Below are 24,361 nucleotides of genomic sequence, written 5' to 3'. Positions count from 1 at the left end.
TCTATTCTATTTATTCTTTTGTATATTAAAGTATAGTAATAATAATAGTTCTATCAATAACTTGTTACTAACTTAAAATTCAGTAAAAATTGGCGTTGTTCAACTTGTGGATAAATATGTGAGTAACTTTCGTATATTATTGATTTTCTGTTATGATTTATGTGTATAAGTAAGGTGTTTAGAGTGTTAGTAATTTTCTTTTATGGAAAATACTTTACCATCATGCATTGTTACACAACTATGTATATGTTGTTGAAAAAGTTGTTGATCAATTGTTGGTATTTTATATCAACAAATAATTCACAAATTAATTTGACATTATTCACATGCTTATTAAACATTTAATAACAGTTTTCTTGATAAATCTAATCTGAAAACGTTTTTGCCATTACAGGGAATAAATTGAGTAAAAAAAGAACCTTAGTAGAAAAAATAGCATATAGAATTTTTCTCTTCCTTTTCAAAAAAGCTTCTGTGTTGAAAAAGTGTGCGACTGAGGCATTAATGAAAGATCTGCCAGACCTTAATATATTTAATGGTCTATTAAAATTCCGTGATTGTGGTATAATGGATATAATGACTCCACGTACAGAGATATGCGCAGTAGACATTGAGTCAAGCGAGCGTGAAATAATAAAGAAGATAAAAAACACTTGCCACACTAAAATACCAATTTATAAAAATAACTTTGATAACGTAATAGGCTTTTTTTATGTAAAAGATGTTATTTTTAATAGGGATAAAAATTTTAATCTGAAACATATTATACAAAGCGTAATATTTGTTCCACCCTCGATGAAGACAACTAATCTTTTTGTTAGGATGAACTCTTCTAAATCATGCTTAGCTATCGTATTGGATGAATATGGTGGAACTGATGGTTTAATTTCAATGACTGATCTTATAGAGGAACTAATACCAAACATTGATAGTGAAAACGAAATAAATTCAGAATATACCATTACTGAATTGTCTCAAAATAAGTTTGAAGTATCAGCAAGGGCTCTTATAAAATATATAGAAGAGGATCTAAAAATAGAATTACGTGACCCTGAAGAAGACTATGTTACACTTGGTGGTTTGATTCTTTCGATTGCTGGTAAAGTGCCTTCTGTAGATGAAGTCATTAAATATAAAAATGGTATGAAGTTTATCATCAAAGATGCAAATGAGCGCTACATTAATAAAATAGTACTAGACTTAAGTGATTACAAAAATTAGATTTGGTACCCCTTGTCGGGGAATGCCTTGACACGAAGAAAAAGTTGTAATAACCAAATATGCAACTCAAGTTATAGTTAAACCTATTTCCAGCAAATTATTTTCGCAAGTATAATGCATTTCAGTGGTATAGTACTCTAATAATAAAGAGGTCATATAGATATTAATATCTTTTGTATTTAAATTAGTGTCATTTTTTTTGATTAATTTGTCTACTAATGATTTGCTTATTGGTTTGTGTTCATTTAGAATTTTTATAGTTAATAGCATTTTATCTTCTGTTTGACTCAGTAAAACAGATACTAGTTCAACTTCCGCCACTGCACTGGCTATAGTTAGCACCATATTAGAAATTATCTTATTTATCTTTTCAATTAAATCTTCCTTATTTTTTGCAGAGTATGCGTCTATTTTCCACGTAAGCTTTACTTTTTTTTTAATAAATAATTTTCGATATTAGATTTGGTCTTATCAAAGCTATAATTATCCATTGAAGAAGAATATGCCTGCTTCATAACTTTATGTTTATATATTAAATCATCGGAGCTTTCTTTAAGAAACAACAACGCTTCCTTCTGCGCATCAGCATCATTCTTATCTATTACTTCAAGCTCTTCTACGCCAAACGTTATTCCATTCATAGAGTTAGCAAAGTCATGAAGCAGCCGTCCTGATAGCAGTTCCGTTATTAACAGTATGTTTTTGGTATTTTTGTTCATTGGATAATTATAAATGATTTAAGTTACCCTATATTGGTAAGTATATAATAGTCAATTAAGAGAAAGTTTCGTTGCACTTTTTATATCAAGGCATTAATATAGTATTAACAATTTTAAAATTTATAAAAGGATTATGAATACTTATACCAGATCAGGAATAGATATTGAACTATATAATAAGTTAATAAAAGAAGTCAAGCCTATTGCTCAAGAAACTACTAGAGAAGAAGTAATCAGCGAAATAGGTTCATTTTCTGCGTTATTTGATTTTGCTGCACTAAGTAAGAAGTATGACCATCCAGTACTCGTTTCCTCAACTGATGGAGTAGGTACGAAACTGTTGATAGCTCAAGAAGTGAATAAACATGATACTATAGGTATAGATTTAGTTGCAATGTGTGTAAATGACTTACTTGCACAAGGAGCAACGCCTTTGTTTTTCCTTGATTACTTTGCAACAGGCGTTTTGACCAAAGATGTTTTATTATCTGTGGTTAAGGGCATTGCAGAGGGGTGCAAGCAAGCTAAAATAGCATTGGTTGGTGGGGAAACTGCAGAAATGCCTGGAATGTATGGTAATAATCACTATGACCTTGCAGGGTTTGTGGTTGGTGTAGTTGATCGAAAGCAAATTCTTCCAAACTGTAGTATGATGAAAGCAGGTGATTATATAGTTGGCTTAGAGTCAAGTGGAATTCACTCAAATGGGTTTTCTTTAGTGCGCCATGTTTTCAAAAGCTTAGGTATAAATTATAACGATACATCTCTATGGAATAATAAATCTTGGAGTGAAATACTACTTGAACCAACAAAAATATATGTTGATTCTTTGCTGCCTATCATGTCACAAGTAAAAGGTATTGCGCACATCACGGGTGGTGGTTTGGTAGACAATATTCCGCGAATTCTTCCAAAAAACTTATTTGCAAACATAGACATTAATTCCTGGAAATGGCCAGATATATTTTTATGGCTAACAAAGGAGGGTAAAATAGAGAAGAAAGAAATGCTAAAAACATTTAATTGTGGTATTGGTATGGTATTGATCGTAAGTTCTGAGAATATGCAAAACGTGAAAAATCATTTCCAAAAACGTGGAGAAAAAATTGAAATTATTGGAAAACTTGATGAGGCATGTAACCCTCCACTTGATAGAGTAGTATTTAGTTAACCTAACTTTACTGACAGTCTTTTTGCAACTTCTAGGTATGCTTCCTTTAAATCTCCTAAATTCAAACGAAAGACATCTTTATCTAGCTTTTTATAAGTATTTTTATCCCATAATCTGCAGTTATCAGGGCTAATTTCATCAGCTAAAACGATTTTAGTACTGTCATTTATTAATCTGCCAAATTCTAACTTGAGATCAACTAAATATATACTTGCATTTGAAAATAGGTGAACTAATATTTCGTTGATTTTTAAAGTTGTAGTTTTAACTTCATCCATTTCTTTGCTAGATAGCCAATCAAAATACAGTATGTGATTTTCACTTACCATTGGGTCGGCTAGGTCATCATTTTTGTAAAAAAAATCGATTATAGGAGATGCAAGCCTCTCACCTTCTTTGATATTAAAACGTTTGCAAAAGCTGCCAGCTGCGACATTTCTAACTACTACCTCAAGAGGTATTATCTTGAGTTTTTTGACTAGCTGTTCTCTTTCGTTTAGAGTTTTTATAAAGTGTGTGCTAATTTCTGCTTTCTCAAGCTTTTCCATGATAAAAGCACTAATATGATTATTAATTATTCCTTTACCATCGATTATTTCATATTTTTCCTTATTGAATGCTGTAACATCATCTTTAAAGTGCTGTATGACAATTGATAAGTCTTCAGTTTCAATAATGGCTTTCGCTTTACCTTCGTATATCGTTTTATTCAGTGACATGTTTAATTTAACTATATATTATATCAATTTACTATTCTTAGAGTATAGCCCCAAATAACTTAAAATAAACCTTAATGGCATTCAATGTTACAATATTAACCATATTCCCAGAAATGTTCCCGGGGTTTTTGAACTATTCTCTTGCCGGAAAAGCGTTAGAAAAAAAAATATGGAACCTTGAAGTAATAAATATTCGTTCTTTTGCGAAAGATAAACATTCAACTGTGGATGATGTTCCATATGGAGGTGGAGCAGGAATGGTTATGCGTTCTGATGTAGTTGGTGATGCAGTAGATAGTATGCTCTCTGTTCATAAAAACACTAAGTTTATTTACATGACTCCATCTGGAACTAAGTTTAATCAGAATATTGCCAGAGAATTATTAGAGTTTCCTCATATAACAATATTGTGTGGTCGATTTGAAGGTATTGACCAAAGGATAATTGATGCGTATACTCCTTATGAGTTAAGTATTGGAGATTATATACTTTCAGGAGGTGAGCCAGCTGCAATGGTGGTTCTTGATGCATGCATTAGACTTCTTCCAGGTGTAGTAAATAATACCGATAGTATTACTGAAGAAAGTTTTAATTATGGTGGTGGTGTACTTGAATATCCTCAATATACTAGACCTGAGCAGTGGAAGGGATATAAAGTACCTGAGGTTTTGTTATCTGGCAATCACAAAAAAATAAGTGATTGGAGGCAGAAGCAGTCTCATGTTATAACAAAAAAGCGTAGGCCTGAATTATTGAGTGGAGAGATAAATGACAAATTTACTTAAAAAATTTAACGAACAGCAAATGCAAGTGTTAGCTAAAGAAATACCAGAATTTCGTCCTGGCGATGATTTGAAGGTCACTTTTAAAGTAGTTGACGGTACAAGTGAACGTATACAGATATTTGAAGGTGTATGTATATCAAAAAGGAACCGCGGGTTACATTCTTCTTTTGCAGTCAGAAAAGTGAGCCATGGAGAAAGTATAGTGTCTCAGTTTTTTGTTTATTCTCCTGCACTGGTTTCAGTGCAAGTGACAAGAAAAGGAAAGGTTCGTAGAGCAAAACTGTATTATCTGTGCAAACTATTTGGAAAAGCTGCAAGGATCAAAGAGCGTACTACTTATGTTAAAAAGAAATCTAAGTAGATACAATAGGGAGTGATGTCAATTGTGTCATCTCAGAACTCTCTCTTGTCATCCCAGTGCGTGACACACAACTGTACGAACATTGTGTTTGCCTCCCGCTGTGGTGTCATCCCAGTGCTCCGACACTGGGATCCAGCATTCATTATTCTCCTTTTGGTTTGTGCTTTCATGGAAAATGTAAAAATTATTTGCAGGCAAAGCCTGCTGGATCCCAGTGTCAGCTACTTGCATGACAAAAAAGGGGAAAGTTTTTTCAAATCCTCGTGTAAAGAAAAGTAAATGAGTATAAAGAAAAAATTCCTTAAATTACTTCAGTCAAGGCGTGTACATGCTCGTATAAAAAGGAAAAATAAAAAGAACAGAGCGCTACGCTTTTGTTCTTTCACGGCACTAGTTATCTCACTTGGCTGTCCTGTGTGTATATTGTTGAGTATATTAGTTAACTCTTACAGTGCCTTAACAGTAACGAAAATTTTATTGCCAGTTGAAATAAATGCTGATCTTGCTTTGGCGAGTAATCCTAGTGATTTGCGGTATAAGTTCATTGGCTTACTCAACGATTCTTTACGTAAGGTGTTTGGAGGAACTGATTTTAAAGACGGTGACGAAATTTTAAGTCGTAATTCTTACAAAGAACTAGAGAAATTTTTTCGTAAGAAAGTAAAAGATAGTGGTGAATATGAGATCTGGTTTACCGCGTCAAGTATAATTAATTCAATAAATAAAGATAAATATTTGAATGATCGTTATGCTAAATTACTTGATTGGCTAAAAGAAAAGAGGAGAGTGAAAAAATTTTTTAATAAGTCTTTATTCCTTAAATCTGACTCTCGTGAACCTGAAAATGCAGGGATTTTAGGAGCGTTTATCGGTTCATTAATGACAATTATAGTGTGCCTAGCATTAGCATTACCAATAGGAATTATGTCGGGCATCTGTCTTTACGAATTTATGCCTAAAAATAGGCTAATGACTAATATTGTAGAAATTAGCATGAATAATCTTGCTGCAGTGCCTTCAATAATATTTGGTGTAGTGGGCTTAACTCTCTATCTTGGCATATTTGGGCTACCACGCTCTTCACCACTTGTTGGTGGAATGACTCTTTCATTTATGATGTTACCTAATATTATAATTGCAACAAAAAATGCCTTTGCGAATGTTCCTATTACGATAAAAGATGCAGCGTTTGCGCTCGGTGCACCTCACATCAAGGTGATATTAGATCACTCTTTACCGATTGCGTTACCAAGAATAATACATGGTACTGTGCTTGCAATTGCAAGGATTTTAGGTGAATCTTCTCCTTTACTTATGATGGGTATGGTGGCATTTATTGCTGATACACCTACGTCCTTTTTCGATCCGGCAACTGTTCTACCTGTGCAAATATACATATGGTCAAGCAATCCTGAAATTGCATTTGTTGAACTTGCTGCTATCGCAATTATAGCTTTATTATTGATGTTATTTGCGTTAAATTTAGTAGCAAATTTTGTAAAAAGGAAATTCGAATTTTTTAATTTTTAGCAATTCATGAAAATCACAGTCCTATCTGGTTATGGCTTAAATTGCGAAAAAGAAACTGCATTTGCATTTATGGAATGCAGCAGAAAACTTGGTATTGGTAATATTGAAGTAAAAATCGTTCACATTAACGATATCATAGATAATCCAGGTGAACTGAAATTAAGCAATATACTTGCAATTCCAGGGGGTTTTTCCTATGGTGATGACACTGGTGCTGGTAATGCGTTTGCTTTACGTATTAAAAACAACTTGTTGGATGAGTTTCAAGAGTTTTTATCTCAGGACAAGCTGATTATAGGAATATGTAATGGTTGTCAGATATTAGTAAAATTAATTCCAGAGTTCTCTAATCTAGCTTTAATCCATAATGATATAGGCAATTACCAATGCCGCTGGATTAGAGTGAGAGTTAATCCGCAGAGTAATTCTGTTTGGCTACGGGGTCTGAGTGAACTATATCTCCCTGTTGCTCATGGGGAAGGCAAATTTTTTATGGATCAAGATATTTTGAACCAATTGATTGAGAGCAATTCCACCGCATTACGTTACATTGATAAAAATGGCAACTATGCTAACCTACAATTTCCTTACAATCCGAATGGATCTACATACGACCTAGCAGCTTTATCAGATAAAAGTGGAAGAGTGCTAGCTTTAATGCCCCATCCAGAAAGGGGAATATTTTTTACCCAGCAAGATAATTGGCCCCTTGAAAAAGAAAAGAGCAAGCGTTTAGGTGTTGCTGTGCCAAAATATGGCGATGGAATGCTTATATTTGAAAATGCACTAAAGTATTTTTGTTAAAATTTATTGATAGGGATTTATGGTCGAAATTATCCCCTGATATTGCAAAAAACTTGCTTGACAAGCCTTGCCAGTCCCCTTATCATGAAACTGAAGCTATTTATTTATCTTCTCTGTACAGATTAAATGACAAAAAAACTCACGTATCTGGCGTCCCATGTTTAATTTTTTGCACTATGTGCATCTTATGTCTTTATAAAATTTCTAGGTTTTTACCTAATATAAGCTGAAATGCGCTTATAAAGCATTTAAAATATCAAAAAACGCCAACTTAAAAAATGGATAGTGAATAATTAGCTACCCTAGGGTTTCTTTTGCCTTTTTTTCTGTTTAGTAAATTTCTTAAACATTTATGACTAAAGGTTAGTTGCATTAAAAAGCAGCTAAATCGCGGTTATTAAGCGTTTAGAATAAAAAAACGCCATACTTGAAAGTATAATGTAAGTAATTAGCCAACCACGGGGCTTCTTTTGCCTTTTTTTTATTTGGTAAATTTCTTAATATTTATAGCTAAACGACAACCGTCATCCCGCTACTTATTAGCGGCTGAGATACCGCAGCAGTATGACGGTTCGCGGCGGCATAGTAATTCGTCATCCCGCTGCTTGTTAGCGGGATCTCTTGTTAGCGGGATCTATGTTAAGGTATAGTAGGGGATCTATGTTAAGAGATACCGCGAATGAATCGCGGTATGACGGTGTAATGATGGTTAAGTAATTCGTCATCCCGCTGCTTGTTAGCGGGATCTAGAGATACCGCAACGTCTCACCTATAGCCTTCAGTGCTCCTTTTTTTGTCATCCCAGCGTCACGCGTTGGTTTCAACATTATATCATGAACTTTCTAAAATTCATTGAACTGTGTTTTCAAACGGTAGTGCCGGGGTGTGAGTATAATGATTATCAGTATATAAAAGTCATAGCAGACAGACTTGAAGCGGCAAATGTTGGCAAAATGAGGCGAATAATATTCAATATGCCTCCGCGTTCAATGAAGTCCCTGTGCGCTAGTGTTGCGTGGCCCGCATGGATACTGGGAAATCAGCCAACTGCAAGAATAATAGTTGCAAGCTACTCTCGGCTGCTTAGCGAAAAGCACTCGCTCGATACAAGATGCATAATGCAGTCTAGTTGGTATAGAGAGCTGTTTCCAGAGGTAGAACTATCCAAAGATCAGAATACCAAATACAAATTTCAAACAGTGCAGAGAGGATACAGAATCGCAACGTCAGTTGGAGGGACGTTAACAGGTGAAGGTGGTGATTTCATCATCGTGGATGATCCACTGAGTCCCGCCCAAGCTTTGAGTGAAACGTTTAGAAAGCGTGCTACAAATTGGTTTGACCAGACTTTAGTAGCCAGGCTCAACAATAGAAAAAAAGGAGTAATTGTTCTTGTGATGCATAGGCTACATCAAGAAGATTTAACCGGGCACCTTCTCTCCAAACCGAAAAACATATGGAACCATACTTGTTTACCGATGATATCTGAAAATAAGGAGATTATCTATTCAATCAAAAAGCCAGCGCCTCCTTTTCTTGTTCCTGTCACCCGAGTAACTACAAATGAGTACAAAAGCTGGATTACAGCATCAAGTGCTAGAATGACACCACCCGTAATATTATACTCAAGAGAAGAAGGTCAGTTGCTATATCCCCTCGATGGAGGAAAAGAAGAAGTTGAGATGATAAAGGTTGAACTTGGAAGTTACGCTTTTGCTGCACAATATCAACAAAACCCTCTGCCACTTTCAAGTGGTATAATTAAACGAGAGTGGCTGAAGCGCTATAGAAATTTTTCTGATAGTCTCTCATATGTCACTCAGAGCTGGGACACTGCAGTTTCAACAAGCAGCATGAGCAACTTTAGCGTCTGCACCACCTGGACAAAAGTGGGCAATAAATTCTATTTACTCGATGTATATCGCGCAAAGCTTGAGTATCCAAAGCTTAAAGAGCAAGTTCTGTCACTAGCTGCAAGATGGACACCGCACGCAATTTTAATCGAAGCAAAAACAAGTGGTCAGCAATTGGTGCAAGAGCTAAAGACAAACAGTGATTTACCAATTATCGAAATAGTACCACATGATGACAAACTCACTCGATTTTATCAAATTGTTCCGATTATAGAGTCTGGCAAGGTTTTTCTGCCGCACCAAGCAGTATGGCTGAACGATTTTGAGTATGAGATTTTAATGTTTCCTGAAACTCGACACGATGATCAAGTGGATAGTACCGTGCAATATTTGCAGTGGGTGAGAGATAGTAGCTCTAGGGTCGCAGCTTTACGGGCATTGTGATTTAAGCCTACCAGATCCAAGTAGTCAGCTACTTGCATGACACCCTGACAACCGTCATCCCGCTACGTGTTAGCGGGATCTAGAGATACCACGAATGAATCGCGGTATGACGGTTCGTGGTGGTATGACAGTTCGTGGCGGTATGACGGTTCGCGGCAGCATGACGATAAGCTCGTCATCCCGCTACGTGTTAGCGGGATCTATGCTAAAAGATACCACGGCGGTATGACGTAGAACTGCTGCTTGTTAGCGGATGAGATACCGCGAATGAATCGCGGTATGACGGTTAAGTACGTGTTAGCGGCTAAGAGATACCGCGGCGGTATGACGGTCTGCGGCGGAATGACGGTTAAGCAATTCGTCATCCCGCTACATGTTAGCGGGATCTCTTGTTAGCGGATGAGATACCGCGAATGAATCGCGGTATGACGGTTAAGTACGTGTTAGCGGCTAAGAGATACTGCGGCGGTATGACGTAGAGCTCGCGTTAGCTATAAGATTAGCTAAATTCTGCACGTCCATAAAAAACAAACCTTCTTTTTCGTCTTGAACGCTAATAATAGCGTGAGTGTTAAAAGGTAAAGGATCATTTGTATGTCCATGGCCTACCCCTTTCATAGTAAATACAGGAAAGTTAACACTTTTTGCAAACCTTTCTTTTACAACTTCAACAAGGTTATCGTTATAGCAGTTAACGAAATCCCCAAAGATTACTGCATGTACTCCATCAAAGATGTGAGCTTGTTTTAGGTGATCTAAACTGCGCTCTATTGCGTATGGGTAGACTCTTATGTCCTCTAAAAATAGAATTTTACCTTTCGCATTTATTTGCCAAACAGTTCCTATACTGTTTTCAACTAAAGTCATATTACCACCGATGATTTTAGACTCTAATCTGCCATCTTTTAGTCTAATGCCATTATTTATCGTCTTTAGGTTATCAAATCTGATAGAATCCCGCTTGTTAAGAATTAACTCTTTCAATTTTTCAACAGAGCTTTCAGAAACGGAGTTATTTACTATCATTTCCAACATGGTGCCGTGAAGAGTTTGCCAATCATATTTAGCTTGTAGATGGATGTGCAAGGCAGTTATATCGCTATAGCCTATGAGGATCTTTTTGTTTTGAGCAATCCTTTCTTTTTTATCATTGGGTAACTTTTCTAGATAGGGAATTAACCGAGAAGCCCCTTCTCCTCCTCTGATACACCAAATTATTTTACTATCATTAGTTAGTGCACTAATCAAATCATTTGCTCTGAATTCATCAGAGTTGGAATAAAATGGATTATCATTACTATATATTTTCTCCGAAATATGGGGATTAAAATCCAAAGCTTCTACATATTCTTTTATGGTAGTCAGGTCTGATTCTTTTCCCTTGGAGGAAGGAGCAATAATATCAACTTGGTCGATTGCATGAATACCTGTGTTAGCACATAAAGTGAGAATGAAATATAAAAGGTAAACAATCATTAAAATATCTTATAAAACTCTTTTTTTAGTATATCATCCAATTCAGAGAGTGGAACTTTCACTCCTAGTTCTTCCATTGACGTGACGCCATAACCTTGCAACCCACAAGGAATAATACCCTTATAGTGAGAGAGGTCTGGAAAGACGTTAAGCGCTATGCCATGATAAGTTACCCATTTTCTTAAACGGATACCAAAAGCTGCAATTTTTTTTTCTACTCCGTTATGGTTTACCCAAATGCCTATTCTATCTTCTCTAAACTCTCCAAGTATATTAAATTGCTTTAAAACATTTATGATCCACTTACTTAGATCTCTAATATATAGCTTTATATCGCATTTGTTTCTTTTTTTAAGGTTTAACATTAAATATATAATGCGCTGTCCTGGACCATGATATGTGTGTTTACCACCCCTTCCTGTTTTATATATGGGAAATAGTTTTTCAACAATATCATCAGCTGTTGCACTGATTCCTGCAGTATAAAGTGGAGGGTGCTGGAGTAGCCATACCAATTCGTCTGCTGAATTATTGTGAATTTGTTGAATTTTCTCTTCCATGGATTTTACAGCACAGTTATAATCAATAAGCTGATTAGATATTAGCCATTCTGTCATATTCTATTTCTTTTTTTTTAGTATAGCAGTTCGTTTTTTCCTGTTATTCCAGTGTGTGACACTGGGCGCAGCCTTTCTTATTCCTAATATACTTAATACTAACTTCTGTGCTATTTCTCCTTAACAAACATAGTACATGACAAATGTTTAATTATTTGTCAACACAGGTCCTCTTTACGTATAGGCAACTTTTTTTATTGAAAAATTCAGAAAAATGTTGTATAATTATTAGTAGATTTTAGGTAAAATATATGGCAAACTCAAAATTTAGCATAACTTTCAACAACGAAATTTCAGAGTGTCTTGCTGGACTGGCTAAAATAAGAAATAAGTCCATTAAAGAACTAACAGAGAAGCTAATACAAGAAGCAATTGAAAATGAGGAAGATAAAATACTAATTGAGCGTGCTGCTAAACGTAATGTTTCAGGTGTAAAGAAAATTAGAAGTGAGGATGTAGACTGGAATACAATATTATCTTCATAGAAAGCGTTCTTGAGAAAGACCTTCCAGCTCTTCCAAAAACAATAAGATTAAGGATCATAAATGCGATAAATAAGCGCCTTACAGTTGATCCCATTAACCTTGGTGAGCCATTATATTACAGATTTAAAGGACAAAGAAGATTAAGGGTAGGTGATTATCGCGTTATCTATTCCGTAAATATTATAAAATATGAAGTGGTTATCACAGAGATAGGACACAGAAAAGATATTTATAAGTAAGTACATCATATAAATATTAAATATATTTTTACTCCTTCCTGATTCATTTTCTACCTTAGGTGGCTTCGCTCAGCTCAAAAAAAAAGCTCATTCTTTTTGCTACCCCTTATTGTGCCTGCCATTTAACTACTGTGTAGAGATTGCTCTCAAACATAATGTTCGTACGTTAGTATATCCTTCCTGTGACACCAATTGATATAATTCTACCACAAATTCAATTTTTTAGGAGGCATATATGAATCTCAATATTTTTCAAAGAAAAAAAAGCGCAGTATTTACTAAATATTCTGCTTTGCAGCTAATGATGGAGCCAAGTTGGAGTAAGCGTGATTATGTAAGTTTTGCTGAGGAAGGTTACATAAAAAATGTTATTGCCTTTCGAGCAATTAATATGATTGCAAGTGCTGCATCTTCGGTACCTTTTACTCTCTGCCAGCTTACTGAACAGGGAAAATCGCAATTAAAAGCCCATCCATTACTGAAATTACTTTATTCTCCTAATCCAATGACATCAAAATCGGAATTTATTGAGGGGATTGTAACTTATCGGTTAGTTAACGGCAATTCTTATATATTGATGGTTGAGTCACAGAATAGTAGAAAACCACCAACAGAGCTTTATCTTCTGCGCCCCGATAGGGTTGAAATTGTTCCAGGGAGAAATAACGTTCCTTATATCTATCGTTATACCATAAATAACAACAGTTATGACTTTAAAGTTGATAAACTAACTGGATGTTCAGCAGTGTTGCACTTAAAGACCTTTAATCCTTTGAATGATTGGTATGGGTTATCACCAATTGAGGCAGCTGCATATAGCATAGATCAACATAATCAGGCGGGTGCTTGGAATCAAGCGATGTTGCAAAATGGGGCAAGACCAAGTGGTGCAATAGTTGTAAAATCAGCAAAAGATGGAAGTGGTGGAAGTTTAAGTCAAGAGCAGTACCAACGCTTAAAAGCGCAGATAAATGATCATTATTCAGGTTCTATAAACGCTGGAAGACCGATATTGCTTGAAGGAGGCTTGGAGTGGAAAGAAATGAGCTTATCGCCAAGGGATATGGATTTTATTGAGTCCAAACACAGCTCAGCTCGTGATATTGCGCTAGCTTTTGGCGTTCCACCGCAATTGCTTGGCATACCGGGTGATAACACTTATAGCAATTTAGTCGAAGCACGCTTATCCCTCTGGGAGCAGACGGTTTTACCAACGCTAGAAAATATTATCTGTCACCTGAATTCTTGGCTAACACCAAAATTTGGTGAAGATCTGTGCTTGTCGTATGACAAAGATGCAATAGAAATTCTCATGGAAAAAAGACAAAAGTTGTGGAAATACGTAGAAAACGCAAGCTTCATGACGCTCAACGAAAAGAGAGAAGCATTTGGCTTGCCACCATTGCCGGGTGGTGATGAGTTAGGTTAAGTTTGTATCCGTTCAGATGAGTTCATTGTCCCCTAAACCGTACGCCTAAGTAAATCAACCATTTCTCTTGCTAACTAAAGCGGTGAAGATTTGGTCTACATCAAAACTCATCTTAGGACGCCAAATAGGGCCATCCAAATGCATATCGATATAGATTGGATTACTATAGTTTGGTGGTATGAAAAAGAACCTGAATATAGAAGCTAAAGCGAAGTTAGATAAGGTTAAATTAGAAGAGATCGACCCTGATGCTTGATCAATCCCGAACTGTAAACTAGTTGAACATATACCACTCTTAATACTTGCTTTTCCGCTAATATTTTCAAAAAATGTCTTGCCATTATATATATCAACATAAGCAAGTGTGGAAATTTCAGATTTATTCTTACTGCTTAACAAATTAGTGATAAATGAATTGAAATCTACATTAGTAACTTCTATTCCTTGCGCTTGTAAGTTTACATCTCCTGATAAGTTACTAGCCCAATCATGAAAACTTTTTCCTTGAGTTTTGATTTCACCATTTAAGCTTACCTGACCATTTACATTGTCAATTCCTATAACCTTACCAATCTTTTTAGTGTCCAAATTTACAATAGAAAATCTTGTATTCATTGAGTCTGATCTTAAATAACCCTGAAAAAACACTTGCCCGTGTTCTAATACGTAACTTGCCTGCCTGATAGTGATAGTGTTGTTTCTCATTACCGCATCCAAATTAAAATCTTTTAAAACATTCTGCTCGGTTTTAAATTCTGCAGTATTGATTTGCACATTTGCATCAAAGCCTTCTTTGTCATCCAAAAAATCAAGCTGCTTTGTTGACCATTGAATTTGATCTATCTCATTTCTTGAATTTCTTTTCGTCTCTACTAAATTTGGTAATGTAATAATTTTTCCATTAAATTTACTGCCCGTAAGGTTAACATCTAATAAAGGTTTGGCGTATTTTTGATCTGCTAATATTTTTGCATTACCGGTAATATCGAAATCTTCTCCAGATAGTTTTATTTTATCTGCAACTAGCTTACCTTTTTCCATTTTCAGCAAAAAATCCAAATTTTTAATTTTCGTATCATTCAATGTAAGGTTATTAACACGGGCCTTTATATTTGTATCATACTGAAAATTTTTCAGCCATTGCATTTTAGGTAAACTGCTAAATAATGAATGATCATATTTATCTGCATCAAGATTATGCATGCTAAATTCACCATTGATCACACTGCGTTTTTTTGTGTGGCTTACTCTAATTGATCCTTGCAAGGATTCCTTATTATTTAGCAGTCTAATGTCTGAGATAGATAATATTCTTGGTGCAAGGTGCAGTTTAGAACTTAGTGTAAATTGATTTTTCTGGTTTTCTTTCATCTTTATAGAAGGGAAAAAACATGAAATGAATGACTCAAAATCATTTCCTTCGACTAATAAATCACCGTTGAATTCAGATAGGACATTATTGTTTGAGATCTCTCCTGATAAGTAAGATATATTATTGATTCCAGGAAATTTAAGAAGCGTATTAACTTTTACTTTGCCATCAGTGGATTTTAGTACAGCACGGAAATTGTCCAATATTTTGTTTTGATATTGAATGTTAGAAGCTTCCATATTAAAATTTAAGCTCAAGTTCTTTGGCACAACTGCTCTAAAACATTCCAGAAGATCCTTCATATTCATTGTTCTTTGTGAATCATTTTGTATGGAATCTAAATCAACTTTACTGAAGCTAATATTGAAATTAGTGTGATTGCCTTTTCTATCATTTTGTATTGTACCGCTGGCTTGCATGCTTTTGGAATCAATTTTTAAGTCAGTTGCCGTAAACTCACTTTCATTAAGACTTATATTGGATGATATCTTGATATTTTCGCTAGGAATAACACAAGAGAGAAAGCTAAGATTAATGATTTTTGCTAAATCACTCACAGAACCGGAACTGTTATTAATTGTTAATGTTAAATTACCCTGGAGTTCTTCTTGATTTCTATTACCTGTAAATAGCAAATTTACAAAATTTGATTCAACACTAATGTGTACATTCCTTTTTGTGATATTAACCTTTCCTGAAAAATCGTAATTATTATCACCTACCTTTACTTTACCAAAAAACTGCTTATTTTTTTTTACAGCAACTTCCTTTATGTTAACAATATCAGCGAAATCATTCTTGAAACTTACTTGGCTGTCTTTTATTACTATATCGACTGTGTTACCACTGGCGTTTGTATTTATAATATTAAGTAAATTTTCTTTGTTGCTTTTCATGCCAAACAATGTGATTGACTTTGGTTGCAACGAAAATAAAAACAACGATAGGAACGATGGCCTTATTTCAATTTTTCTTACACTAATTAAATCTGACAACTTTTGCTCTTTATTTTCGTTGTATTGTACGTATACATTATAAATAGTGAGCTTTGGGGTAATCAACGAAACTTTAATTTTTCCTCCAATATGCACTTTAGCATCATACGTCTTCTCCAACTCTTTTATAATATATCCCTTGTAGCCACTCCAATCCTTAAAAGTTGCAGCAACATGCATGAGAATTAATAGCAGTGAGATTGATAATATAGCATATAAAGAAAGTCTCATAATTTACACATGCTTAAAGTTTCCCTTAAATATTAAATAGAGAATACCAAAATAAACAATAACACTCAAAGCTATTAAAGTCGTTAAATAAACAATACGAGCCAACATTTTATCAAAAAATAATCCTGCCAACAAAGAATTAAAAATATAAAGGGCTATTGACATGACTGCCGTTGCTACAAAAATTTTCATGACATTTAACAATAACGCTTGGCTAACCTTATACATTTTATTTATTGTTAAATAACTAATTAATAGAATAGAGTTTATCCAAGTGGAAACGGAAGTAGCAATAGCAATCCCCGTATGCTGATACTCGTTCATTAACAAAAGGTTTAGCACTACATTAATTCCAAGACACATTAGCGAAAATATGGTTGGTATTTTCAGATTGCCTTTAGCAAAAAATGTAGGTAGCAATACTTTATTTATAATAAATGCAGGTAAAGAAAGAGAAAATGCTATTAAAGTGGGAACAGTTTGCTGCACTGCATAATGATCAAACCGGCCGTAAGAAAAAAGCGTAAGTAAAATTATGTCGGGAATAATGATAAAGGCAGCAGTTGTTGGCATAATTAACATTAATCCTATGTTGAGAGCCTTGTTCTGTATTTTGACTATATTTTCAGTATTATCCACCTGTTTTGAAATTAAAGGAAGAAGCACTGTACCAATTGCAGTACCGATTATTCCCTGCGGTAGTTGATTTAGTCTATCGGCATAATATATATAGGACACCGCATTTGGTATAAAACTCGCCATGATTGTATCAATCCATAAGCTTATTTGAGTTACACAATTGTTGATAATTGCAGGTATCACACGCTTAAAAAATAACCTTACTTCATTGCTTAATTCAAGGCTAAAAGAAAAAGCTGCCTTTAACTTGTATGCACTAAATAGTATCAAAAGTAGCTGGAAAATTCCTCCTATAAGGACAGCTATAGAAAGGTTGTGCGCTGGAGTTTTTACGTAAGGCACAAACAAACTGATGATTAAACAGAGATTCAAAACGATTGGTGCAATAGCTGTTGAAGCAAAATGCTGCTTTACTTGCAGCATTCCACCAATAAGTGATGCAATTGAAACAAAGATTATGTAGGGCATCATAATTCTTGATAAAGTAACAGTAAGGGTAAACTTACTTTGGTCAAATCCAGGAGCAAAAATTTGAATCATATAAGGGGAGAAAGTTTGCATGATAAGGCAAAAAATTACTAAGATAATAAACGTAATGGATATTACACTACTTGCAAAATTAAATGCCTTTTTATTATCATATGATTCTGTCGAATATAATGGTATGAATGAGGTAGTGAACGCTCCTTCTGCAAAAAATGCTCGAAATAGATTGGCAAAACGAAACGAAGAAAAAAATATGTCTGCAAGAGAGTTCGCACCAATAACAGTAGCAATCAATACATCTCTTATTAACCCTGAGATCCTTGAAATAGCCGTAAAAAAACTAAATGTGAAAATACTTTTAAACATACCACTACTTCATTAGTGTCAATACAATTAACTATAATGGTAAAAGTATCAATGAAAATATTTATTGGCTAAACTTAAAACCCTCTGCAAAAGGAGAGTTAAATAATCAATTGACTATTTGCGCTCTTATGTTAGAAATTTTATATCTTGGCGGGCGTAGCTCAGTTGGTAGAGCGTCAGTTTGTGGTACTGAATGTCGCCAGTTCGATCCTGGTCGCTCGCCCCACTAAAACCCGATAATTTGAAAAACCGTCATCCCGCTGCTTGTTAGCGGGATCTAGAGATACCGTGACGGTATGACGTGAGTTAGCTATACATTGGCCACTGATGATTGAAATAGTTAATTACTGTAAAATTTGACATTAACCGCTAATAGTTAGAATATTAGTAGAGTAAGAATTACTCAAGAAGGCATGCATAAATATGATGTAGTAGTAGTAGGTGGTGGTCATGCAGGGTGCGAAGCTGCTGCTGCTGCAGCTCGCCTTGGTGCAAACACGCTGCTTATAACTCATAAAATTTCAACTATAGGGGAAATGTCCTGCAATCCAGCAATCGGAGGAGTTGCAAAGGGCGTTGTAGTCAGGGAAGTTGACGCTCTTGATGGAATAATGGGAAGAGCAATCGATCAAGCAAGTATACACTCAGTCATTTTAAATAGCAGCAGAGGTGCAGCAGTATGGGGCCCGCGTGCACAGGCAGACCGAAAATTATACAAGCAAGCAATACAGGAAATTATTCTAAATTATAATAATTTGACGGTAAAAGAAGAGTCGGTTGACGATTTTCTTATAGAGAGTAATAACAATGGAGAATTGTGCATTAAAGCTGTAATAACAAGCTCAGGGGAGCATATACTGACAAGTAAAGTCGTTCTAACTACAGGGACTTTTCTGCGGGGTGTGATTCATATAGGAGAGCAGGTAACTCCTTCAGGGAGAATGGGAGATAAGCCTGCCGTAGAACTTGCAAATACGTTGAAGAAATATAATTTTAAATTAGGTAGATTGCGTACCGGAACTCCGCCAAGGCTTGATCGTGGCACTATAAACTGGTCAATATTGCAAGAACAAGTGGGTGATAATCCACCTGTGCCGTTTTCTTACTTAACAGAAAAAATTAATCAACCTCAGGTATCATGCTTTATTACCCATACTAATGAAAACACGCATAAAATAATTAGAGAGAATCTGCACAGGTCAGCTTCTTCGTATTTGGATGATATTATAGCACCAAGATACTGCCCATCCATTGAAACTAAGGTTAAAAAATTCGCAGAAAAAAGTAGTCATCAAATATTTTTAGAACCAGAGGGCTTGAATGATGATACTATATACCCGAACGGAATTTCAAATTCATTGCCTATTGAAGTGCAGTGTGAAATGATAAAGAGTATCAAGGGACTTGAAAATGCAGAAATACTAAGACCTGGATATGCAGTTGAGTATGACTATATTGATCCACGAGAACTAAGCCATACTCTTGAAACTAAGAAAATTAAAGGCCTATATTTTGCTGGCCAAATTAATGGCACTACTGGATATGAAGAAGCAGCAGGGCAAGGAATTATTGCCGGAATTAATGCAGCACTCTCTGCATCTGAAAAAAAAGAAAGCTTTGTTCTTCATCGCACAGACTCATATATCGGCGTAATGATAGATGATCTAGTCATCAAAGGGGTGATCGAACCTTATAGATTATTTACCTCACGTGCAGAATATAGGCTAGCTATCAGGTCAGACAATGCAGATAGAAGATTAACACAAAAAGGTTATGATATTTCCCTTGTTTCGCATGAGAGATACTCTGTTTTACAGAATAAACTTGAATCCATTAAGCAGCTTGAAGAGAAGTTAGGGAGTCTGACGATTACTCCTGAGCAGCTTAGGTCTTATGGTATCAAAATATCTTATGATGGGATAAGAAAAACGGCACTAGATTTACTTAGCTATCCAAACATCGACTGGAATAAATTACAAGAAATATGGCCGGAGTTAAGCAGCATCACGCGCTGGGATGGCACCGCAATGGGTAGCATAACTAAGAATGAAATATGCGAAGCGGTTGAAATTGAAGCAAAATACAAACCTTATCTAATAAGACAAGAAGCGGATATGAAGTTTTTACGAGAGGAAATTAACACTCAAATTCCAATTGATTTTAACTATTCACAAGTTAAAGGCCTGTCAAGTGAAGTAATAGAAAAGTTGCAGACGATAAAACCAGCGACGATTGGCATTGCAAAGCAAATACAAGGCATCACTCCTGCAGCGATAGTGAGCATATTAGTGTATTTGAGAAACAGGAAAACGAAAGTGGCTGCTAATTTTGTATGAGGTGTTCTATGTCAAAAATCGAAGAATTTCGTTCTTTTATGCACGAGATAAACGTTGATGCATTTATGTTGCATACTAAAGATGAATATTTAAATGAGTATTCAGAGGAGCTAACAAAGCTGTGTGGCTTTACAGGAACAAATGGGCTACTTATCGTTACAAAAGACAACAAGTGCCCATTTTTTACGGATGGACGCTATATCACACAAGCTCGCAATCAGCTCGATCGGGGCAATTTTCAAGTATATAATATACAAGAAGAGGATCCACGCGAATGGATAAAAGCAAACTTAACATCGACTGCCTCACTAGGTTATTATTTGCAATATTTTACCATAGAAGATATAAGAAAGTATGAGAATATCTGTAAATTAATACCCTGTTTAGCTGGAAAAAAAAGTGACTGTCGAAAACAAGCAGTGGTTTTACATTCTATTGAATATGCTGGTGAAAGTAGTAAGGACAAATGTGAAAAAGTCGCTAAAAGTATAGATAAAGAAGCTGAAGCAGTGCTTTTAACTGATCCAAATTCAATTTCGTGGTTATTAAATTTAAGAAATGAAAATGCTAAATATACTCCATGTATATTGGGCCGTGCTATATTGTATAAAAGCGGTAATGTTGGTTTGTTTATTCAAGATAAAGAACATTCAACTATAGAAGCAAATTTAGGCAATCATATAAATATTTTTGATATTAGTGAGCTAGAAAATTCGCTGCACAAGCTAAATTCAATAGTCATGGATCCAAGCACAACTCCAATGAGTATCATGGCTGTAATAAAAGATAAACAGGTAGCTGAGAGAGAAGATCCTTGTCTAATTTATAAAGCAGCAAAAAACCAAACTGAAATAGCTGGGGCTATAAATGCGCATATCAGAGATGGAGTGGCAGTTACAAATTTTCTATATTGGCTTGAAAATAATGTTGGTACAGAACTTGAAGCTGAAGAAAAGATTTTAGAATACAGAAAAGAGCAGAATTTGTTTAAGCAACTAAGTTTTCCAATAATTTCAGCATTTAATGAGAATGGGGCAATAATTCACTATCGTGCAAGCAGTAAGACGAATAAAGTAATTCAGAAAGATGGACTGTATTTGATTGACTCTAGTGGCCAGTACCTTGACGGCACAACTGATGTGACAAGAACTGTAGCAATTGGCAATCCAACTGATGAACAAATAACCCACTATACAATAGTACTCAAAGCTCACATTGCTATAGCAAGTGTCATCTTTCCTCCTGGCACTACTGGTGGAGAATTGGATATATTAGCACGTACGCATTTATGGAAATTTGGAATGGACTATATGCATGGTACAGGGCATGGAGTAGGAAGTTACCTATCAGTACACGAAGGACCACAAGCAATATCAAAAAGTAATAAAGTGAAACTCACGCCAGGGATGATACTTTCCAACGAACCTGGCTATTACATTCCGGGAGAGTATGGAATAAGGATTGAAAATCTGATGTATGTCAACAGACAAGAAAACGGCTTCTTAAACTTTAAACAACTGACCTCTATTCCATATGATAGAAGACTAATAAATGTGCAAATGCTTACTAAGGATGAAATTGAATGGATAAATGGCTACCATCAATTTGTCTATAAAAACTTAGAAAATAGCGTAAAAGATAAGGAATGGTTAAAGAAGGTATGTGACCCTTTATAAGCAAAGGAGCATTTTTTATTATTTAAAAAGTATTAATGCAATTGTGACAGGTATTTTGTATTGTTTTTAATTTTAAAATAATATATAATAAAGAACACGTATTTTTAGGTAGGTTATAATTATGATAGACAAAGGGCAAGAAGATGAATTTATGAAGCAGTATATGGATACTTGCAAAGAGCAAATAGAAAAATTAGCCAAGGATCCTGAATTGCTTAATCAGACTTTAAAACCACTTATGCAAATGTCTCAGCAGCTTATGGCTGGTGGTATGTTAGAAGGGGCTATGCCTGGCATGATACCTGATTTGGGCAGTATGGATGTTAACAAGATGATTGCTCAGATGAAGGAAATGATTGACTACATAAGAGGTAACTATAAGGAACTAATGAAAGAGCACAGCTCGCAGATTCAAGAGCTTGATGAATCCAGTAAAAAGCTAAGAGGCTTAGTTAAAAAATTGATAGAAAAGATCGAAAGTAAGTAAATAACATCTGGATTTCTGTCATTCTATATACAACTTTCTAGTTGGACGGTAAGTCGAGGTCAATTATTGATGCCATGAAAGTAGCTGACACTGGTTCCTTTATGACGGCAGTGCCCAGAGGTGTCATCCCAGTGCTTGACACTGGAATCCAGGAAACTTAACTTTACACCAGGTAATAAGAACTGGATTCCAGTGTCAGCTACTTTCATCTGCCACGCGAATTGCCTGCAAATTGCAATGTTCATACAGTTATGAGCTAGTGTACATAATTGCACATGGGTTTTTACAAATTTGAAAATTAGTGTTAAATAAAAATATAAATGCAAAAGGAAAAGAAATGATTGAACTTAAAGGCCCAGAAATTTGTGCAGGCGGAAATAAGAAAAATTTGATTATTTTTTTACATGGTTGGGGCTCAAGTGGCGATAATTTCATTCACCTTGCTAAAGTTATGAGCAAGTTTTTACTGGGTTCATATTTTGCAGTACCCAATGCTCCGTTTGAAAGAGAAATAGGTGATGGTTATCAGTGGTTCAGCTTGGAAGATCGTAGTGAGGAAGCGCTATATAATGGAGTAAAAAATGCTACATCAATTGTAAATCATTTCATTGATACAAAATTAAAGGAGCTTAATTTAAAAGATACGCAACTTTCTTTAGTTGGATTTTCTCAAGGAGCAATGCTTGCAATACATACAGCTCTCACCCGCTCTCAATCCTGTGCATCAGTTGTTGCATACTCTGGTAGATTTCTTTCACCTTCAAAAACTGCACCAGAGATCAAGTCAAAACCTAACATATGTGTTATCCATGGTGATGCTGACGACGTGGTACCTTTTTCGTCCCTCGACTTAGCGGTTAAAGCTCTGAAAGAAAATGGAGTAAATGTTGAAGGACACCCAATTCATGCATTAGGGCATATTATTAATGAAGAGGGAATAAAATTAGGAGTAGAATTTATCAAGAAGAATTTTAAAAATTAATTTTCATGCACTTGTTTTGCTTTGGTTATGGATATGTAGCTAAATTTTTATCGAAAAAATTACTGAACTTAGGTTGGAAAGTCAGTGGCACATCAAGAAGTAAAGATATACAAAATGTAATCCTCTTTAATTATGAGAAGGTTAGCCAAGATCTGCTTAAAAGCGCAACGCACGTTTTAATTTCTATTCCTCCAGATGGTGATGATGTTGTGGAGAGATACGGTGATTGCCTGCAAAATGTTAAATGGTTTGGTTATTTGTCTGCAACTAGCGTCTATGGTGATCACTCTGGTAATTGGGTGAATGAGGAATCTGAAACAAAACCTATAGAAATCAGAGGAGAAAAGCGCCTTAGATCTGAAAGGAAGTGGCTGAATAGCAGATTGCCTGTACATATTTTTCGTTTAGCTGGAATATACGGTCCTGGTAGGAACGTGTTAATTGACTTGCAGCTTAGCAAAGCAAGAAATGTGAAAAAAGAAGGGCATTTTTTTTCTCGTATTCACGTTGAAGATATATCGAATATTTTATTTTCTTCCATGCAAAACATAAAACCTGGTGAAATATACAATTGTGCAGACGATTTACCCACTACACAATCTGAAGTGATAATGTATGCAGCCAAACTTCTCAATGTTAGCCCTCCAGAGCCAATTGAGTTACCAGATTATGCACAGAGTTTTTATTTAGGATCAAAAAGAGTAAGTAATGTTAAAATTAAAAAAGATCTTAATGTCTCTCTAATTTATCCTAACTACAAGGTGGGATTAGAGAGTTTGCATGTAAAAAAAACTGAAATCACATCAGAATGATAGATAGGCTTATTGTCACTGCCATTAAGTTAAGGAAAGAATGGTTAAAAACTGAACTAAAAAGTCAGAAATAATTAAGGATTTATGACAAATGCTGAAACAGAATAGAGTAAACTTTAAAGCAGA

The 24,361-nt window shown here is 35.2% G+C and carries 24 protein-coding genes and 1 tRNA gene; 16 read left to right on the top strand and 9 right to left on the bottom strand.

The genetic code is table 11. From position 1 onward, the window contains the following. The first annotated feature begins 402 nt into the window (after positions 1 to 402). The gene (locus ABWU73_RS08115; RefSeq protein ID WP_341810231.1) at positions 403 to 1,221 is read left to right on the top strand and encodes a transporter associated domain-containing protein; all 819 of its coding nucleotides are present in this window, start codon (positions 403 to 405) and stop codon (positions 1,219 to 1,221) included. 66 nt (positions 1,222 to 1,287) lie between these two features. Here ABWU73_RS08115 and ABWU73_RS08110 read toward each other — a convergent pair whose 3' ends face one another. Both ABWU73_RS08110 and ABWU73_RS08105 read right to left on the bottom strand, forming a co-directional pair. Further along, complete coding sequence (locus ABWU73_RS08110; RefSeq protein WP_405197160.1) at positions 1,288 to 1,566, bottom strand: hypothetical protein; 279 nt, start codon at positions 1,564 to 1,566, stop codon at positions 1,288 to 1,290. Between the two features lie 80 nt (positions 1,567 to 1,646). Continuing rightward, positions 1,647 to 1,940, bottom strand: a complete 294-nt coding sequence (locus tag ABWU73_RS08105) for a hypothetical protein (protein ID WP_264329474.1) — start codon at positions 1,938 to 1,940, stop codon at positions 1,647 to 1,649. Positions 1,941 to 2,073: 133 nt separating this feature from the next. Between ABWU73_RS08105 and purM the strand changes: the two genes are divergently transcribed. Then, entirely contained in the window at positions 2,074 to 3,111 is a 1,038-nt protein-coding gene (gene purM, locus ABWU73_RS08100) for a phosphoribosylformylglycinamidine cyclo-ligase (RefSeq protein WP_007549277.1), read from the top strand. Here purM and purC read toward each other — a convergent pair. Then, a complete protein-coding gene (gene purC, locus ABWU73_RS08095) occupies positions 3,108 to 3,830 on the bottom strand; it encodes a phosphoribosylaminoimidazolesuccinocarboxamide synthase (protein ID WP_010081959.1) in 723 nt (240 codons plus the stop codon). The genes purM and purC overlap by 4 nt on opposite strands. A 74-nt stretch (positions 3,831 to 3,904) precedes the next feature. On the opposite strand from purC, the gene trmD reads away from it, so the two are divergent. Beyond that, complete coding sequence (gene trmD, locus ABWU73_RS08090; protein WP_007549279.1) at positions 3,905 to 4,615, top strand: tRNA (guanosine(37)-N1)-methyltransferase TrmD; 711 nt, start codon at positions 3,905 to 3,907, stop codon at positions 4,613 to 4,615. Continuing rightward, a complete protein-coding gene (rplS, locus tag ABWU73_RS08085) occupies positions 4,599 to 4,976 on the top strand; it encodes a 50S ribosomal protein L19 (RefSeq protein ID WP_006279489.1) in 378 nt (125 codons plus the stop codon). The genes trmD and rplS overlap by 17 nt, the downstream gene beginning before the upstream one ends. 48 nt (positions 4,977 to 5,024) lie before the next feature. Here rplS and ABWU73_RS08080 read toward each other — a convergent pair whose 3' ends face one another. Then, a complete protein-coding gene (locus ABWU73_RS08080) occupies positions 5,025 to 5,207 on the bottom strand; it encodes a hypothetical protein (RefSeq protein ID WP_010962989.1) in 183 nt (60 codons plus the stop codon). A 48-nt stretch (positions 5,208 to 5,255) separates the two neighbouring features. Here ABWU73_RS08080 and pstA point away from each other — a divergent pair, with 48 nt between their 5' ends. The 3 genes from pstA to terL all read left to right on the top strand — a co-directional run bounded on the left by pstA (position 5,256) and on the right by terL (position 9,607). Then, entirely contained in the window at positions 5,256 to 6,506 is a 1,251-nt protein-coding gene (pstA, locus tag ABWU73_RS08075; RefSeq protein ID WP_265017777.1) for a phosphate ABC transporter permease PstA, read from the top strand. Positions 6,507 to 6,512: 6 nt separating this feature from the next. Continuing rightward, a complete protein-coding gene (locus ABWU73_RS08070; RefSeq protein ID WP_182319642.1) occupies positions 6,513 to 7,310 on the top strand; it encodes a phosphoribosylformylglycinamidine synthase subunit PurQ in 798 nt (265 codons plus the stop codon). Between the two features lie 833 nt (positions 7,311 to 8,143). Further along, complete coding sequence (terL, locus tag ABWU73_RS08065) at positions 8,144 to 9,607, top strand: phage terminase large subunit (RefSeq protein WP_010962987.1); 1,464 nt, start codon at positions 8,144 to 8,146, stop codon at positions 9,605 to 9,607. Positions 9,608 to 10,057: 450 nt separating this feature from the next. Here terL and ABWU73_RS08060 read toward each other — a convergent pair whose 3' ends face one another. Both ABWU73_RS08060 and lipB read right to left on the bottom strand, forming a co-directional pair. Next, entirely contained in the window at positions 10,058 to 11,083 is a 1,026-nt protein-coding gene (locus ABWU73_RS08060) for an LD-carboxypeptidase (RefSeq protein WP_264329472.1), read from the bottom strand. After that, the gene (gene lipB, locus ABWU73_RS08055) at positions 11,083 to 11,700 is read right to left on the bottom strand and encodes a lipoyl(octanoyl) transferase LipB (RefSeq protein WP_010081985.1); all 618 of its coding nucleotides are present in this window, start codon (positions 11,698 to 11,700) and stop codon (positions 11,083 to 11,085) included. Before lipB ends, ABWU73_RS08060 begins: the two co-directional genes overlap by 1 nt. A gap of 251 nt (positions 11,701 to 11,951) precedes the next feature. Here lipB and ABWU73_RS08050 point away from each other — a divergent pair, with 251 nt between their 5' ends. The 3 genes from ABWU73_RS08050 (at position 11,952) to ABWU73_RS08040 (ending at position 13,853) form a co-directional block, all read left to right on the top strand. Continuing rightward, positions 11,952 to 12,185, top strand: coding sequence for a DUF6290 family protein (locus ABWU73_RS08050; RefSeq protein WP_010081986.1), 234 nt, complete (start codon positions 11,952 to 11,954; stop codon positions 12,183 to 12,185). Beyond that, positions 12,161 to 12,424, top strand: coding sequence for a type II toxin-antitoxin system RelE family toxin (locus ABWU73_RS08045; RefSeq protein ID WP_080717643.1), 264 nt, complete (start codon positions 12,161 to 12,163; stop codon positions 12,422 to 12,424). The genes ABWU73_RS08050 and ABWU73_RS08045 overlap by 25 nt, the downstream gene beginning before the upstream one ends. 235 nt (positions 12,425 to 12,659) lie before the next feature. Continuing rightward, positions 12,660 to 13,853 (top strand): phage portal protein, encoded by a 1,194-nt coding sequence (locus tag ABWU73_RS08040; RefSeq protein WP_264329471.1) that lies wholly within the window; start codon positions 12,660 to 12,662, stop codon positions 13,851 to 13,853. Positions 13,854 to 13,907: 54 nt separating this feature from the next. Here the strand turns inward: ABWU73_RS08040 and ABWU73_RS08035 are convergent, their stop codons facing one another. Continuing rightward, positions 13,908 to 16,451: an AsmA-like C-terminal region-containing protein gene (locus ABWU73_RS08035; RefSeq protein WP_264329470.1), complete on the bottom strand. Its 2,544-nt coding sequence runs from the start codon at positions 16,449 to 16,451 to the stop codon at positions 13,908 to 13,910. Positions 16,452 to 16,454: 3 nt separating this feature from the next. Then, positions 16,455 to 17,942, bottom strand: coding sequence for a murein biosynthesis integral membrane protein MurJ (murJ, locus tag ABWU73_RS08030; protein ID WP_010962984.1), 1,488 nt, complete (start codon positions 17,940 to 17,942; stop codon positions 16,455 to 16,457). Positions 17,943 to 18,092: 150 nt separating this feature from the next. Here murJ and ABWU73_RS08025 point away from each other — a divergent pair. The 4 genes from ABWU73_RS08025 to ABWU73_RS08010 all read left to right on the top strand — a co-directional run bounded on the left by ABWU73_RS08025 (position 18,093) and on the right by ABWU73_RS08010 (position 22,441). Next, positions 18,093 to 18,168, top strand: a tRNA-His gene (locus ABWU73_RS08025). Between the two features lie 187 nt (positions 18,169 to 18,355). Next, positions 18,356 to 20,278 (top strand): tRNA uridine-5-carboxymethylaminomethyl(34) synthesis enzyme MnmG, encoded by a 1,923-nt coding sequence (gene mnmG / locus ABWU73_RS08020; RefSeq protein WP_341810228.1) that lies wholly within the window; start codon positions 18,356 to 18,358, stop codon positions 20,276 to 20,278. 8 nt (positions 20,279 to 20,286) lie between these two features. Further along, positions 20,287 to 21,954, top strand: a complete 1,668-nt coding sequence (locus tag ABWU73_RS08015) for an aminopeptidase P family protein (protein ID WP_265017776.1) — start codon at positions 20,287 to 20,289, stop codon at positions 21,952 to 21,954. A 121-nt stretch (positions 21,955 to 22,075) separates the two neighbouring features. Beyond that, entirely contained in the window at positions 22,076 to 22,441 is a 366-nt protein-coding gene (locus tag ABWU73_RS08010) for a hypothetical protein (RefSeq protein ID WP_264373731.1), read from the top strand. A gap of 59 nt (positions 22,442 to 22,500) precedes the next feature. Here ABWU73_RS08010 and ABWU73_RS08005 read toward each other — a convergent pair whose 3' ends face one another. Continuing rightward, positions 22,501 to 22,686 carry a hypothetical protein gene (locus ABWU73_RS08005; protein WP_264711441.1) on the bottom strand — a complete coding sequence of 62 codons (186 nt, stop codon included), beginning with the start codon at positions 22,684 to 22,686 and terminating at the stop codon, positions 22,501 to 22,503. 92 nt (positions 22,687 to 22,778) lie between these two features. On the opposite strand from ABWU73_RS08005, the gene ABWU73_RS08000 reads away from it, so the two are divergent. Together ABWU73_RS08000 and ABWU73_RS07995 are read left to right on the top strand one after the other, a co-directional pair. Then, complete coding sequence (locus ABWU73_RS08000) at positions 22,779 to 23,423, top strand: alpha/beta hydrolase (protein ID WP_015589325.1); 645 nt, start codon at positions 22,779 to 22,781, stop codon at positions 23,421 to 23,423. Positions 23,424 to 23,428: 5 nt separating this feature from the next. Then, complete coding sequence (locus ABWU73_RS07995; RefSeq protein ID WP_209472450.1) at positions 23,429 to 24,235, top strand: SDR family oxidoreductase; 807 nt, start codon at positions 23,429 to 23,431, stop codon at positions 24,233 to 24,235. Positions 24,236 to 24,361 lie beyond the last annotated feature (126 nt).

The organism is Wolbachia endosymbiont (group A) of Andrena helvola, assembly GCF_964028415.1.
Taxonomy (GTDB): Bacteria; Pseudomonadota; Alphaproteobacteria; order Rickettsiales; family Anaplasmataceae; genus Wolbachia; species Wolbachia pipientis.
This window is presented reverse-complemented; position numbering and strand designations above follow the sequence as displayed.